At 58.5% G+C, this 13,163-nt stretch carries 16 protein-coding genes; 15 read left to right on the forward strand and 1 reads right to left on the reverse strand.

Going from position 1 to position 13,163, the window contains the following annotated elements:
* Position 1 precedes the first annotated feature (1 nt).
* From VG146_14620 to VG146_14635, 4 genes are read left to right on the forward strand one after another with little or no spacing between them, the layout of a single operon-like run.
* Positions 2-427, forward strand: coding sequence for a hypothetical protein (locus tag VG146_14620; protein HEV2393583.1), 426 nt, complete (start codon positions 2-4; stop codon positions 425-427).
* Positions 424-1,419, forward strand: a complete 996-nt coding sequence (locus VG146_14625; protein ID HEV2393584.1) for an NAD(P)H-binding protein — start codon at positions 424-426, stop codon at positions 1,417-1,419. The genes VG146_14620 and VG146_14625 overlap by 4 nt, the downstream gene beginning before the upstream one ends.
* Complete coding sequence (locus tag VG146_14630; protein ID HEV2393585.1) at positions 1,416-2,096, forward strand: NAD-dependent epimerase/dehydratase family protein; 681 nt, start codon at positions 1,416-1,418, stop codon at positions 2,094-2,096. The genes VG146_14625 and VG146_14630 overlap by 4 nt, the downstream gene beginning before the upstream one ends.
* A gap of 52 nt (positions 2,097-2,148) precedes the next feature.
* Positions 2,149-2,394, forward strand: coding sequence for a DUF1731 domain-containing protein (locus tag VG146_14635; protein HEV2393586.1), 246 nt, complete (start codon positions 2,149-2,151; stop codon positions 2,392-2,394).
* Positions 2,395-2,976: 582 nt separating this feature from the next.
* Here the strand turns inward: VG146_14635 and VG146_14640 are convergent.
* Complete coding sequence (locus tag VG146_14640) at positions 2,977-4,800, reverse strand: ClcB-like voltage-gated chloride channel protein (GenBank protein ID HEV2393587.1); 1,824 nt, start codon at positions 4,798-4,800, stop codon at positions 2,977-2,979.
* Between the two features lie 368 nt (positions 4,801-5,168).
* Between VG146_14640 and VG146_14645 the strand changes: the two genes are divergently transcribed.
* From VG146_14645 to VG146_14695, 11 genes are all read left to right on the forward strand, one after another.
* Positions 5,169-5,936, forward strand: a complete 768-nt coding sequence (locus VG146_14645) for a hypothetical protein (protein ID HEV2393588.1) — start codon at positions 5,169-5,171, stop codon at positions 5,934-5,936.
* A 135-nt stretch (positions 5,937-6,071) separates the two neighbouring features.
* The gene (locus VG146_14650; GenBank protein HEV2393589.1) at positions 6,072-6,929 is read left to right on the forward strand and encodes a fumarylacetoacetate hydrolase family protein; all 858 of its coding nucleotides are present in this window, start codon (positions 6,072-6,074) and stop codon (positions 6,927-6,929) included.
* A 71-nt stretch (positions 6,930-7,000) separates the two neighbouring features.
* A complete protein-coding gene (locus VG146_14655) occupies positions 7,001-7,126 on the forward strand; it encodes a hypothetical protein (GenBank protein HEV2393590.1) in 126 nt (41 codons plus the stop codon).
* Between the two features lie 9 nt (positions 7,127-7,135).
* Entirely contained in the window at positions 7,136-7,381 is a 246-nt protein-coding gene (locus tag VG146_14660; protein ID HEV2393591.1) for a hypothetical protein, read from the forward strand.
* Positions 7,381-7,563, forward strand: coding sequence for a hypothetical protein (locus VG146_14665; GenBank protein HEV2393592.1), 183 nt, complete (start codon positions 7,381-7,383; stop codon positions 7,561-7,563). The genes VG146_14660 and VG146_14665 overlap by 1 nt, the downstream gene beginning before the upstream one ends.
* A complete protein-coding gene (locus tag VG146_14670; protein ID HEV2393593.1) occupies positions 7,560-9,143 on the forward strand; it encodes an aldehyde dehydrogenase (NADP(+)) in 1,584 nt (527 codons plus the stop codon). The genes VG146_14665 and VG146_14670 overlap by 4 nt, the downstream gene beginning before the upstream one ends.
* Before the next feature lie 80 nt (positions 9,144-9,223).
* On the forward strand, positions 9,224-10,096 hold the full coding sequence (locus tag VG146_14675; GenBank protein HEV2393594.1) for a DUF1080 domain-containing protein: 873 nt from the start codon (positions 9,224-9,226) through the stop codon (positions 10,094-10,096).
* A gap of 147 nt (positions 10,097-10,243) precedes the next feature.
* Complete coding sequence (locus VG146_14680; protein ID HEV2393595.1) at positions 10,244-10,372, forward strand: hypothetical protein; 129 nt, start codon at positions 10,244-10,246, stop codon at positions 10,370-10,372.
* A 557-nt stretch (positions 10,373-10,929) separates the two neighbouring features.
* Positions 10,930-11,475, forward strand: coding sequence for a hypothetical protein (locus VG146_14685; GenBank protein HEV2393596.1), 546 nt, complete (start codon positions 10,930-10,932; stop codon positions 11,473-11,475).
* 7 nt (positions 11,476-11,482) lie between these two features.
* Complete coding sequence (locus VG146_14690; GenBank protein ID HEV2393597.1) at positions 11,483-11,944, forward strand: DoxX family protein; 462 nt, start codon at positions 11,483-11,485, stop codon at positions 11,942-11,944.
* Complete coding sequence (locus tag VG146_14695) at positions 11,941-12,813, forward strand: type II secretion system protein (protein HEV2393598.1); 873 nt, start codon at positions 11,941-11,943, stop codon at positions 12,811-12,813. The genes VG146_14690 and VG146_14695 overlap by 4 nt, the downstream gene beginning before the upstream one ends.
* Positions 12,814-13,163 lie beyond the last annotated feature (350 nt).

The following is a 13,163-nucleotide window of genomic DNA, read 5'->3' on the forward strand; positions in this document are numbered from 1 at the left end:
CATGAACACAAATACACTGACCCTCCTGCTCCAAATCGCCGGCCTGCTGCACCTCGGTTTGATTTGCGCCGGTTTGTTGATGCCGAAAGTTGTGGGCTTGCGGGAGCACCTGGTAACGCTGCCGAGTTTTATCCGCCAATTGTTCTGGGTTTACTATTCCTTTATTGGCCTTTGCCTGGTGAGTTTTGGGCTCCTCACCTTTACCCTCGCCGGCACGTTGGCTGCGGGCGGGACGTTGGCCAGAGCCTTGGGTCTTTTTTTGGCTGCGTTTTGGACGCTCAGGTTGATCGCGGCCACGTTTGTTTTCGACCTGGTTCCATACCTGACCAATTTCCCCAAGCGAATCGGTTATCACGCCATCAACCTGGTTTTTGCTTACCTGCCAGTAATCTATTTGCCGGCGGCTTGGAAAGGAGCGAGGCCATGAAGATTGCAGTTACGGGCGGGACGGGATTTGTTGGGCGGAATATCACCCGCCAGCTTGCAGCCGAAGGCCACGAGGTGTTGCTGATCGCTCGCGGATTGGACAGAACCGATGCATCAATTCGAGGCCTGGCCAGTTTCGCGCCACTCGATTTGGACAGCACCCCCGAGCTGGCTAGAGCGATTGCCGGGAGTGACACGGTCATCCATTGCGCGGGAATTAACCGGGAACAGGGAGACCAAACCTTCAGGAAAGTTCTCATCGAAGGCACGCGCCACGTGTTGGAGGCGGCCCGACAAGTTGGCGCTCGGAAAATCGTGCTCATCAGCTTCCTGAGAGCCAGGCCAAACTGTGGCTCGCCCTACCATGAATCCAAATGGGCGGCGGAGGAACTCGTTCGGCAAAGCGGCCTGGATTACACCGTCCTCAAATGCGGCGTCATCTATGGCCCAGGCGATCACATGCTCAATCACCTCAGCCATGCGTTTTACACCTTCCGGCTGTTTGCGTTCGTTGGCTTGCGCGATAAGCCAATCCGGCCAAATGCCGTCGAAGATGTCGCGCGAATTGTCAAAGCGTGTGTCGTGGACGGTGCCCTGTCTCGCAAAACAGTGGCCGTGCTTGGACCTGAGGAACTGACCTTGAGACAAGCTGTCCGCCGGGTAGCGGAAGTCGTCGGCCGACATCCAATCATGTTTCCCATGCCGGTCTGGTTTCATCAGGTCCTGGCCTGGTGCCTCGAACGGATGATGAAGGTCCCGATGGTCTCCAGCGCGCAGGTGCGGATGCTTCATGAAGGTCTCGCCGAGCCAGCTCCTGCATGCGAGTTAATGCCGCCGGACCTCGCTCCACGAACTCGGTTCACCCCCGACCAGATCCGGAAAGGATTGCCCCAGCCTGGCCCCTTCACCTGGCGGGACTTGCGGTGTTGCACGCGCCAATCCACCGGTCTCGCCCACAATCACGCCAAGCGCGTCTTTTTCGAAATGCCATGAAAGCGAATATCAAACGTATCATGATCGCCGGCGGCTCTGGCTTTCTCGGCCAGGCACTGGCATCTCATTTTCTGAAGGCCGACTGGGATGTTGTGATTCTTACCCGGTCGCCTGGCGATAGCGGCTTGGTCGGTCGGCAAGTCGGCTGGGATGGCTGCACGCTTGGCGACTGGGCACCGGAGGTGGAGGGCTCTGTCGCCGTGATTAACCTCACCGGGAAATCGGTCAACTGTCGTTGCAACACGCGGAACCGGAAGGAAATTCTCGATTCACGAGTGAACTCAACCCGTGTCCTGGGAGAGGTTATCGGCAGGTGTCATCAACCACCGCAAGTTTGGCTGAATGCGAGCACCGCCACGGTTTACCGTCACACCTTTGGCGCTCCCTGGGATGAAACGGGTCTTACCGAAGCGACGGCGGAGGCGAAAGACCGTTTCTCAGTGGAAGTCGCCTGGGCTTGGGAACGGGCCCTCAACGAAACCTCCACTCCGCAGACGCGAAAGGTTGATGCGGATGGCCATGGCTCTGGGCTTAGGAAAGAACAGCGTGTTCCCGGTGCTGCGTCGCCTGACCAAACTCGGACTCGGCGGCCGAATGGCCAGCGGGCGGCAGTTCGTGTCGTGGATTCACGAGAGGGATTTTTGCAGGGCAGTGGAGTGGTTCATCTCGCACAATGATTTGCAGGGTCCGGCCAACCTGGTTGCCCCCAATCCTCTCCCGAATGCGGAGATGATGCGGACTCTTCGGCAGGTTTGCGGTGTTCCCTTTGGATTGCCGGCGACCAATTGGATGCTCGAAATCGGCGCGTTCGTGTTGCGCACCGAAACGGAGTTGCTCATCAAAAGCCGCCGTGTGATCCCCGGGCGCTTGCTCAAGTCCGGCTTTGAGTTTCAGTTCCCGACCAGCCGAGAGGCATTTGGAGACCTCAGAAAACGCGCAGGAACCAATCCAACCAGCGAGGCTGAACGCGGATGAATAGGGGTGGCCACAATGCGCTTTTGCTTTGAACATCTTGTGCCGGCATCGCGTGACAGCGTGTTTCGGTTCTTCCAAAACCCGGCACGACTTGATCTGCTTCACGCCGGCTGGTCAAAAGTCCGGCTTCTGCACCATGAAAACCAAGTCCGTGTCGGTGCGGAAACCTGGGTCGAAGTGACCGTTGCCGGGTTAATTCCCATTGTGCTGGGATTCCGGCACACGTTGTTCGAGTTCCCAGCGGCGAATACGTGCTGCACATGCTGATGGCGATAATCTTCGGCGCGCTGGTGAGGTTCACCGCGCCAACCCATCTCGTTTGGACTCCGATTGGAGCCCCGGTTGCTCTGCGGCTTACGCTTTTGGTTATGGCCATTGCGGTGCTTGGTTCGGGCATTCAGGATGCAGCGGCCGCCCTCCGATTAAGGAAGCTCAGTTCCCGCACAACCAGTGGTCCCCCGGACAAAAGCACCCGGTCTCATCGGGTCCCGAATGTCGCCGCCGAGAGGGGTGAGCCAATCGAACTGCCGAGCCGGGCTGGAGCCAATGTGCTGAAAATCCCTTCGTGGATGTGTCAACTGCTCACACCTCGGCCTTGCGGCTGGCGGCGATGACTTCCGAGAAGATGCCTAACACCTCGCCGCGCACCAGCGCGCCGATGAGGCGGTTTTCTTTCAGCGTATTGACGACCGGGATATTCCGCTGTTCACTGGCCAGAACGACGGGCAGGACCTCCAGCAGCCGCTGATTAGGCGTCACGCTCGCCGGGGGCGGGCGCATGACATCATACGCGATAATTCCCAACAGTTCCTCTCTGGTCCCCAGATATTCCTTGAGGTCGTGCAAGGCGACAATGCCCAGCAATTGCCCTTTGGCATTGACGACCGGCAGGAAGTTATTGGCGCTGGTCAGAAACCGGTCCACTATCTCGCCCAGGGTGGCCGTCTCGCGCAAGGGGGGCACCGGCGCCCGCATCAAGTCGCTGACCGTCCGTTCCGTGGCCGACTCGGAGGCGGTGGCGTCGTGCGAAACCGTCACTCCTTTGCGGCGCAGTGGCTCGGTATAAATGGAGGCTGGGTGCAGTTTGCCCGCCACCAGGACCGAGACCACGCAGGCCAGCATCAAAGGCGGCATCAGCGAGTAATCGAGCGAAATTTCGAATACCATAATCATCGCCAGCAACGGCGAGCGCGTGGTCGCCGAAAGCATGCTCCCCATGCCGACCACGGCAAAAACGGCCACAGGCAATTCGCGCGCCACATGTACTTCTCGCAGGCCCACACCGCAAATTGCCCCCAAACCCGCGCCCAGGAAGAGCGTTGGGGTAAAAACCCCGCCCACTGCGCCGGAGCCGACGGTGGCCAGAGTAGCCAGAAGCTTGGCCAGGAACAGCAACGCCAGGAACAGCAAGCCCCTCCATTCGGCTGGGTAATCGCCTAACAGAATCCGATTGGTAATGACATAACCGTTGCCCCAGACCTGCGGGAACTGCAGCGCAATAAGACCTACGATAAAACCTCCGATGGTCAATCGAACATAGACCGGCACAGCGAGGCCCTTGAAAAACTCCTCCGCCAGATTCAGCAGCTTCAAAAACATCGCTCCCATCACCCCGCTCAGGACGCCCAGGCATACGAACCAGGGCAGTTGCGTCACGCTGGTGAACTCAAAGGGCGGCACGGTGTACCAAGGTTGAATGCCAAAGAAGCTGCGTGACACCATCGTAGCCACAACCGAAGCAAAAACCAGCGGCGCAAACAGGCTCATAGAGAAATTGCCCAGGACAATGAGCGCCGCAAAAACCGCCCCGGAAATCGGCGCGTTATAGGCCGCCGAAATCCCCGCCGCCGCCCCGCAACCCACCAGCAACCGCAGCCGATACGGATGCCACTTGGCCAATTGTCCCCATTTCGACGCCAGATTTGCCGACAATTGCACGATACCGCCTTCCCGCCCAATCGAGCCGCCCGAACCAATCGTAATGAGAGACGAAAAGAACTTCACGAGCCCGCTACGGAAAGGCAATCGGCCATCACCGGCCACCACCACCTCCAACAGGTTGGTCGAGCGCTGCCCTCCGGCCAAACGCAAACCCCAATACAGCACGCACCCGGCGCACAGGCCGCCCAGGGTGGGGGTCAGGACTCGCTGCCACTTCACCATCATCTCGGCCACTTCCTCTGGCCGGCCCGGATGCCGCAGGAAAAGGTCTTTGATTGATTCGGTGGCATAATAAAAAAACAGGTTCACCAGCCCGCCTAACACGCCTACACCGCCCGCCAGAACCAGGTGAAAGGCCTGCTCACTGAACCGGAACTTTTCGCGAATCCGCAGCGCCCGCTGCCAGTGCCGCCTGAAGAACTGGTGCAATTCCGCAATGAATCGTCTGTCGCTATAAAACAGCACAAGCCAATCTTACGGAAAAAGGGCGGGTTGACGAGGGGGAAGCGAGCGGAAGGAAAAGGATGATGAAGGGTGTTAAGTCTTGAAATTATCCGCGCAAGGGCTAAAGATTTCCGCGTGGCCCACCTTACGAAAGTCAATAGAGGCGCTTTTGCGCCCGCAGACGAAAAGGATGCGGCTGACGAACCGAACATAAACCTGATTGCAATGGAGGCGCGAAAATGAAATGCGTGGACAATAAGGCCTGGTGCATTGGTCCTGAGGGCGAGCCGGGATACGGACGGCGAAAATGCCTGGTGTGTGCGAAAGTGGCCGCCAAATTAAAATCGGAGCCAGCAGTGTCCTCCGGCGCCACTCCAAGCTCCCCGGCAATGAAAAGCACCCCAGTGAAGGTGAAAACGGTTGCGCCGGTAAAGCCGATAACCCTGGTGAAGCCGGCCGCCCCAACCCAGGTCGAGAAGCCGCTGCTCAAACCGCTGGAAACGGGCTCTTCGTCGCAAAAATCACAGGTAGATAACGAGCTGGCGCTCCTGAGGCTGGCTCAAGAAGCAAGAAGGACCCCGCCACCTGCTCTCGGTATCAAGTATCCCTATGCTTATCGGGGCGTTGGCAGCAACCCCAACGTCTATCGAAAGCGAGGTGGGTTTCTCCCCCATCTCATCAAGAACCTGGAGTTGGCGCAGTCTTCGCTGAAGAACCTCGCCAATACGCCCGCGGCCCCTTTGCGAACGGTCGCCTACAACTGGCAGGTCAAGAAAGACAAGGAAGATGGGTATTTTCTGAGCACGGGCCTGAACAGTAAAGATGCGTACGATACCTATCCGTTCCTTTACCGCTTTGATACTCGCGGCCTGCATCTCCGTAACTGGGATGAGGTCGGCTTTCCCTATCAGGCGGAGTGTGTGGGTAACTGCTTCCTCTATACGGACAACGCAGATTTGGCCCGCTCGACGATGATCGCGGTCATCTGCCTCGAGCAGGGTCCCGGCCGCATCTATGAACTTCTCGTTATGTCACCCGTCGAGCCGAGGAATTGTGAGGTCGAAGACCCCCCGGGCAGCAAGCAGTACATCAGCTTTGACGCGTGGAGCAAGCTCCATGGCACCGGCGACAACGCCAAATCCACCGATAAGGCCTAAAAACGGGCCAACGGGAGTTATTTGAGCAGGAGAAAACAGAGGGAACAGAGCCAAAAACTCTGCTTTCTCCGGTTCCTCCTGTAAAAAATCGCACCGGGTATTTGTGAGACACTACTTCGAGCCTGCGCAGCCGATATGAAACTCTGCCGCTTTGTGAAGCCTCAAGGCACAGTCTGTATAGGGCTCGTCAAGGAGGATGACCTGCTCGTGGATTTGACAGCGGCAGGAGTGACTCAAATGCACTTGCTGCTCGAGCAAGAAGACCCGCTCATAGAGTTGAACAGGCTCGCCGCCGAACATTTGCCGCACTTTCCGTTGTCTGAAGTCAGCTTGTGCGCACCCGTCGAACAGCAGGAAGTCTGGGCGGCCGGGGTGACCTACCTGCGCAGCAAGACCGCCCGGATGGAGGAATCGGATTTCAGCGCCACGGCCTATGACCGGGTTTATGAGGCGGAGCGGCCCGAGCTGTTTTTCAAGTCGCTGGCGCAGAAAGTGGTTGGGCCTGGCCAGCCGGTGGGCATCCGTCGCGATGCTCGCTGGAACGTGCCGGAGCCGGAGTTGGCGCTGGTCCTGAACTCTCGTGGCCAGATTGCCGGTTACATGGCCGGTAACGATATGAGCGCGCGCGACATCGAAGGCGAAAACCTGTTGTATCTGCCTCAAGCCAAGATTTACAACAGGTCCTGCGCGCTGGGACCCTGGGTCCGGCTTGGCGCCGCGGAATCGGAAGCCCGGGGTTGGGAGATTCAGCTCACGATAAGCCGTGCAGGGACGCGGGTGTTCGAGGGGAAAACGCCGGTCGGCCAGATTAAACGCGGCTTCGAAGAACTCGCCGGTTTTCTGTTCCGATGTCAGACCTTTCCCCACGGTGCGGTGTTGCTGACGGGAACCGGCATTGTGCCGCCGGACCTGTTCACCCTGCAGGAAGACGACGAGATCGAGGTTGCGATTAGCGGCATCGGCCTTTTGCGCAACACGGCCCAGGTGGTGTAAAGTTAATTCCACGGGTCAACAGTACGCGGTGGCGGTTGAAGAGAGCGAGCTTTAGCCTATCCTGAACCATCGTGACCCTAGAAGAGCAATTGCGCGGTTGGCTGGCTGAAATCCATCGGCTCACCGACCCGCACCGTCAGATCGTTGCCTCGGGCGACCGCAACGCCTCGCTTGCGGGTAGCAGCGTCGCCAGCTAACTTCGGTTCATGGTTAAGCCGATGGATATTCCGTCCGATGCACCGAGTTTGAAGAAGGTTCTGCACGAGAGGATCGAGCAACTGAGCGTGAGCAAACTCAGCCTTCTTAATCGCGTCCTGCTACAACTGGAGGCTGAGGAATTGGCGGCGAATCTTGACGAGGCTTTCGACGCGGACCGCAAGGCGGGGAAGCTCAGCAATGAGCGTATTCAGGGGATTATCGCACAGGTGCGTGCCGAACACCCCTATCGCTGATGAGGGTTTGCATCGACACGAATGTTCTCGTGGACGATAACAAGTTTGTTGATTGCGCAATTGCCGCACAGGCTGACTACATCATCACCACCGACCACCATCTTGCGGCGCTCAACGGCTCCGGGTATAAACCTCGACCCATCTCCCCTCAAGAGTTCATTCAAGCCCATCTCATCCTATGACGCTTCATGGCCAAAGTCTGATCGGGGACCAGCTAAGCCGGGGCACCGGCGAAACCTTCAGCCCAGTTAGCCCGCTGAACAGCACGCCGCTGCCGCCCGCCTTCTGTAAAGCCGGGGCAAAGGAAGTGGACCAGGCATTGCAGGCGGCAGAGAGGGCCTTCGAGATTTATAGGCAAACGACCGGTTCTCAGCGCGCCGCTTTTCTGGAACAGATCGCGGAGGAAATTTTGGCGCTGGGCGAGCATTTGATTGCCCGGGCTCATCTCGAAACCGGACTTCCTGAAACCCGTCTCACCAGCGAGCGCGGTCGCACCGTCAACCAGCTCAAGCTCTTTGCTCAGGTCGCCCGGGACGCCTCGTGGGTGGATGCCCGGATTGACCATGCGATTGCCGACCGGCAGCCGGCCCCAAAACCCGATATACGCCGGATGCTGATGCCGCTGGGGCCTGTGGTAATCTTCGGTTCGAGCAATTTTCCACTCGCCTTCTCGGTTGCGGGTGGCGACACCGCCTCAGCGCTGGCGACAGGCAATCCCGTGGTAGTTAAGGCGCACAGCGAGCATCCCGGCACTTCCGAACTGGTGGCTACGGCCCTTTCACGCGCGGTTAAAAGTTGCGGCCTTTCGCCCGGCGTTTTTTCGATGCTCCAGGGTTCAGGCAAGGTCATCGGCCTGGAGTTAACGCGGCATCCGCTTGCCCGGGCGGTCGGGTTCACTGGCTCGCGCGCTGCTGGCCGCGCCTTATTCGATGCTGCCGCCGCGCGGCCCGATCCCATACCCGTTTTCGCCGAAATGAGCAGTCTGAACCCCGTGTTTCTGCTGCCCGACGCACTGCGGACGCGGGCAGCGCGGATTGCGGAAGGACTGCGCGGCTCCATTACCATGGGTGTGGGCCAGTTCTGCACCAAACCGGGACTGGTATTCGGCCTGGCAGGGACCGAATTCGATCAGTTTCAGCAAACTTTAGCCGGCGCTTTCGAGGCGGTCTTGCCCGCAACAATGCTGCACGCCGGAATCTGCGATTCCTACCATGACGGCCTGGCCCGTCTCTCAGATGTTCACGGTGTCAATCCGCTGGCCAAATCCAGGACAACGGCGAATCCGACAAGCACTCAAGGCGAAGCGGCAGTGTTGCGGACCGATCTGCAAAACTTCCGCGAGCATCCTGAGCTGGCCGAGGAGGTTTTCGGGCCTTTTGCTATTCTGATATCTGCGCGCACGTTGCCCGAGCTCGAAGAGGTGGCCCGCGGTCTGGAGGGACAATTGACCGCCACCTTGCACGGGACTGGCGAGGACCTTAAGCAAGCCCAGCCGTTGCTGCGCCTGCTCGAGCGCAAAGCGGGCCGCCTTATTATCAATGGCTTTCCCACCGGGGTCGAGGTGTGTCCGTCCATGCACCACGGGGGTCCCTATCCCTCGACGACCGACGCGCGCTTCACTTCGGTCGGCACCGCCGCCCTCTACCGTTTTGTCCGCCCGGTCTGCTACCAGGATTTTCCGGCTGCCCTGCTCCCGGCTACCCTCAGAGACGACAATCCGCTGGGCATTTGGAGAATGGTTGATGGCCAATTAATGAGGTAAGCCTTTTACGGCTTCACCGGGATTTCAGAGAGACCGATTTGACAAAAATGGCGCTCTGTGGACAATGCCAGCCGTTGACTGTGAAACACCCTAAGGGACCAATCGAGAATTCTGTTGCCTCTCTCGCTGGCATTCTGCAAAGCCAATCCCTACCGCGCCGCGGCTTTCTCAAGACCTGCACCGCCGCCAGCCTCGCGTTGTGCGCCCCGGCTTGGGCCGCCTCTCAGCCCGAGGCACTCTTTAACGGCCGCTCGCTCAAGGGTTGGCACAAACCGCCCAAACGCATCTCGCATGGGACCGGCGGACATTGGTTCGTCCGGGACGGACTGCTCGTTTGCGAGCAAGACCCGCCCGGGTCGGGCAACGGCGGGATATTCCTCACAGACGAAAGATTCGGCGATTTCGAATTGGAACTCGAGATGGACCCGGATTGGGGGCCCGACAGCGGGGTTTTTTTCCGCTGCACAGACCAGGGGTACGGCTTTCAGATGTATGTGGATTATCACAACAATGGAAATGTGGGCCACCTGCGCGGGGAGATGCCCGGGGCTTTTGCCATGAAACCCTTTCAGATTTTTGCCAAACTCGGTCCGGACCGCGCGCCGGTTGGTTTCACCACGCGGCCCGATCCGCGCGCTGAGAAATGGCCCTCCGGCGTTTACGAATATGCCTGCACCTCCGAGCAATGGCTCAAGACCTGGCGCCTGAAGGACTGGAATACCGCCCGGATTCGATGCACGGGCAAGTACCCTCAAATCACCACTTGGATCAATGATTTGAAGATATGCCATTGGAACGGGGAGAGTTGTCCGTTGCCCGAATACAAAAAGGAAAGAGTGTTTGAGATTCTGGGCCGAGAAGGGTCGATTGGCCTGCAGGTGCATGGGGGCAAAGCGATGTGGCCCACCGGAACCCAATGCCGCTGGCGCAATCTCCGCATCGAGAGGCTCTGAGCTGCACAAAAGGGCTTTTACAAAAGGAAACGAAGGGAACGAAGAGCACAGGAGGAAACCGAGGGGAAGGAATCCTCAGCGACGGGGGGTATCCAAGCGGAAAAAAGATTCGGGGCAGAGGGAACTCTGATGGCTTATCGCAAGCGCATGAAAGAGTGTCATCCCGACCGCTTCGCCAGCGCGGGCAAGGAATACCAGCAACTGGCTGAGGAATGGGCCAAAGCCATTAACGCGGCTTACAAAACGCTGCTGAGCGCCACAAAGGGAAAGGGTTAGGACGAGGCCCAGCGCAGCTTATATCTATCATTGGAAGGCCATCTAATCGCAGCTCGCAGCCTGGGGGGCATGCAATTCTTTTAAAGGGCGGGCTGGGCGGGGTTCCTTGCTACACGGTCGTTGGCGGCGCAGGATCGGTGAGGGGGTAGCCTTTTAGGTACCTTCTCAAGGTTCTGGCGGAGGCGTATTATGAGTTTGTGTCCGAGGCCAGTGCTATGCCGGGAAGCAGCCACCGCGCTGCGAGCAACGCCGTCCTTGGCGCTCGCAAATGGTTGGATGCCTGTCAAGACGCCGAGCCCCACGTTCGGAGACGCCTGCACCTGTATCTGCTGCTGGTTGTCTCCTTAGTCACCGTCTCGGCTCGGTTCACCTTCAGCAGCCACTACGAGCGGGACCGCCGAGAAGTGGAGAAAAGAGCCCGTGACCAACGTACGCAAGAACTCCTTGCGTTTTGGGGGAAGCTGACGTTTGCCCAGGGTCAGCAGATCCCAGATGCATTTGTCGGCCGAGTGAACTGGGCATCCCTTCATTTGAGAAAAGAGCAGAGGGAGGCCGCAATGGAGCGCCTCAGGCAAATCCTGGTTTACCTTTGCAACCCGTCCCTCAACGAGTACTACCGCCTCAAAACTGAGAACCTCCGATATGATTTTAACCTTACCCCAAGGGCGATTCGCGTCTTGGGCAAGGCCGGCGCCAGAAGCCCCTCCATAACTGCACGCCAGACGGTGGGAGATCTCTGGGGCGCCCTGGCCAGGGGGACCAAAACTAAGTGGCCGACCCGCTTGACTGCGGTGTGCCTTGACAATGTCGCAGCCGTCACCAGCAGCACAAACAGCGTGCCGACAATGCTCGGCGGCAGGCTTTTCAAGTCGATGACGATTGCCTATGATGCCTTGAACCCCGGCTTTCACTACAGACCGCCAGCGGGCCATCAGGCGCTCCCCAGCCAACTGTTTCTAAACCTGAGCTTTTACGCGCGATCCAACGTTTCGACTAATCCGGGTCCGGTTCATATTTCCCTTGTCTGGTCTGACCCCGACGCGAACTGGGCCCTAAATCGGATGCTCAGCGACGTTCATCTCAATCTAAATACCATGTTTTGAAGCCACCATGCGTCACCACTCCTTCCCAAACCTCCTGCGCGTGCTCCTTGGCTTTCTTTTTCTGTACACAGGTGGATTCAAGTTCTTCTTCCCAGGAGAGGCAACGACGGCGCTGGAAACACTCGGTCTGCCAACCGGCCTGGCAGAACCGATGGTCGCTGCTGCCACGGCGGCAGAGATTTATGTCGGCCTTCTCCTGATTTTTGGGATAGACTTGCGCTATACGATCACGTTTTCAATAGTCATGATGTCGATTTTCACCGCGTACCTTTTCTACCTCTCGACCCTGGCTCACCCGCCGGCATGCGGCTGCACCGGCCTGACTGGAATCTTCAACTCGAGCCGGCACGCGGCAATTTTTGGGGTGGGTCGCAACTGTCTGATCCTTTGGATGCTCAAGATCGCCCACGACATGCTTCCTCGGAGCACGGTTCCCGCTTCAGCCGCCGGAGAGCCTGCCGCAACATGAAGGCTGAACCCAACAATTTAAAGCCGAACGAATGCTGCGTGGACGCCTTCACGCTAATTGAGCTCCTGGTGGTGATTGCCGTCATCACCATTCTGGTCGCATTGTTGCTGCCAGTCCTCGCGCGGACCAAAGAGAAGGCGAGGCAAATACAATGTCTAAGCAACGAGCGGCAGATTTACCTCAGTTACAGGCAGGCGCTGGACCTGGACACGGGAGACAGCCTGGGTAAGGCCTCTGTGGGAGAATGGGTCGCGTACCATATGGCCCAGCCGAAAGAGGGCTGGATTTGTCCCGATGCACCCCTGTCCAATACCAATGAGGAGCCGTACGTAGGGTCTGTGTCGTCCCCCTGGCGAGAGGCCCCGGACGCGGACCCATGGACAACCAAACTGAGCGGTTACCAAAACCTGCCCAATAAGCCAGCTTTTCGAGCGACAAGTTATTCGGTAAACCAATGGCTCGTTCTCGACCCGCCCGTTTTCACCTTTGCATATTTGGGCTTGGCAGACCGGTACTTTGGCTCCGAGAGTGCGGTCTCTCTACCTGCGCTCGTCCCGGTGCTCGGAGATTCGGGAACCGCTCTTTATAGCAATCCGGCAGCCGATGACGGACCCCCATTTAATCTGAGCGAGCCGGAACTGGCGATGGTCGGCGGGGGTAAGGAGGGGATAAAACCCTTTCTAATCTGCCGGCACGGCAACAGGCCGAATCCGCCACCTGGCCCCTGGCCAGCGAACCAGCGGATGCCGGGTGCAATCAACATTTCATTTTTTGATGGACACGCCCAACTGGTGCCATTGGAGAACCTTTGGCAGCTTTACTGGCACCGGGGCTACCAGGCCCCTGCCAAGCGGCCTGGACTGCAATGAATGTTCCACAGTGCGATTTTCGCAGGCGATCAGCACACCCGACGAGGGGGGATTCTGTACAGACATCGCAAGCCCCGCGTGCAAGCGATTCCTGCGAGAGAAAGGAAAAAAATGAATAAACTAAAGAAACTGTTCAGCCCATCCACGTTCGCGGCTACGGTCGCTACGGGCATGCTCGCCGCCTCGACCATCAACGCCCTGGCAACCGAGCTAGTCAGCGCTTGCCAACGAGGAGAGCCTGACTGCCCGCCTACATGTGCCACGGTTTGCAATGAGTCTGGTGTCTACTACTGGTGCTGCGGTTCGACTGAGACGTGCGGGAGCTATGTGCCCTACGATGGTGGCAAAAA

Source organism: Verrucomicrobiia bacterium, assembly GCA_035946615.1.
Taxonomy (GTDB): Bacteria; Verrucomicrobiota; Verrucomicrobiia; order Limisphaerales; family UBA8199; genus DASYZB01.

Bases quoted from the DNA above. Each gene is read 5' to 3' on its own strand.
- VG146_14670 (HEV2393593.1), top strand. From the start codon at position 7,560: ATGACGCTTCATGGCCAAAGTCTGATCGGGGACCAGCTAAGCCGGGGC.
- VG146_14690 (HEV2393597.1), top strand. From the start codon at position 11,483: ATGCGTCACCACTCCTTCCCAAACCTCCTGCGCGTGCTCCTTGGCTTT.
- VG146_14665 (HEV2393592.1), top strand. From the start codon at position 7,381: ATGAGGGTTTGCATCGACACGAATGTTCTCGTGGACGATAACAAGTTT.
- VG146_14695 (HEV2393598.1), top strand. From the start codon at position 11,941: ATGAAGGCTGAACCCAACAATTTAAAGCCGAACGAATGCTGCGTGGAC.
- VG146_14620 (HEV2393583.1), top strand. From the start codon at position 2: ATGAACACAAATACACTGACCCTCCTGCTCCAAATCGCCGGCCTGCTG.
- VG146_14685 (HEV2393596.1), top strand. From the start codon at position 10,930: ATGGAGCGCCTCAGGCAAATCCTGGTTTACCTTTGCAACCCGTCCCTC.
- VG146_14680 (HEV2393595.1), top strand. From the start codon at position 10,244: ATGAAAGAGTGTCATCCCGACCGCTTCGCCAGCGCGGGCAAGGAATAC.
- VG146_14650 (HEV2393589.1), top strand. From the start codon at position 6,072: ATGAAACTCTGCCGCTTTGTGAAGCCTCAAGGCACAGTCTGTATAGGG.
- VG146_14625 (HEV2393584.1), top strand. From the start codon at position 424: ATGAAGATTGCAGTTACGGGCGGGACGGGATTTGTTGGGCGGAATATC.
- VG146_14630 (HEV2393585.1), top strand. From the start codon at position 1,416: ATGAAAGCGAATATCAAACGTATCATGATCGCCGGCGGCTCTGGCTTT.
- VG146_14635 (HEV2393586.1), top strand. From the start codon at position 2,149: ATGATGCGGACTCTTCGGCAGGTTTGCGGTGTTCCCTTTGGATTGCCG.
- VG146_14645 (HEV2393588.1), top strand. From the start codon at position 5,169: ATGAAAAGCACCCCAGTGAAGGTGAAAACGGTTGCGCCGGTAAAGCCG.
- VG146_14660 (HEV2393591.1), top strand. From the start codon at position 7,136: ATGGTTAAGCCGATGGATATTCCGTCCGATGCACCGAGTTTGAAGAAG.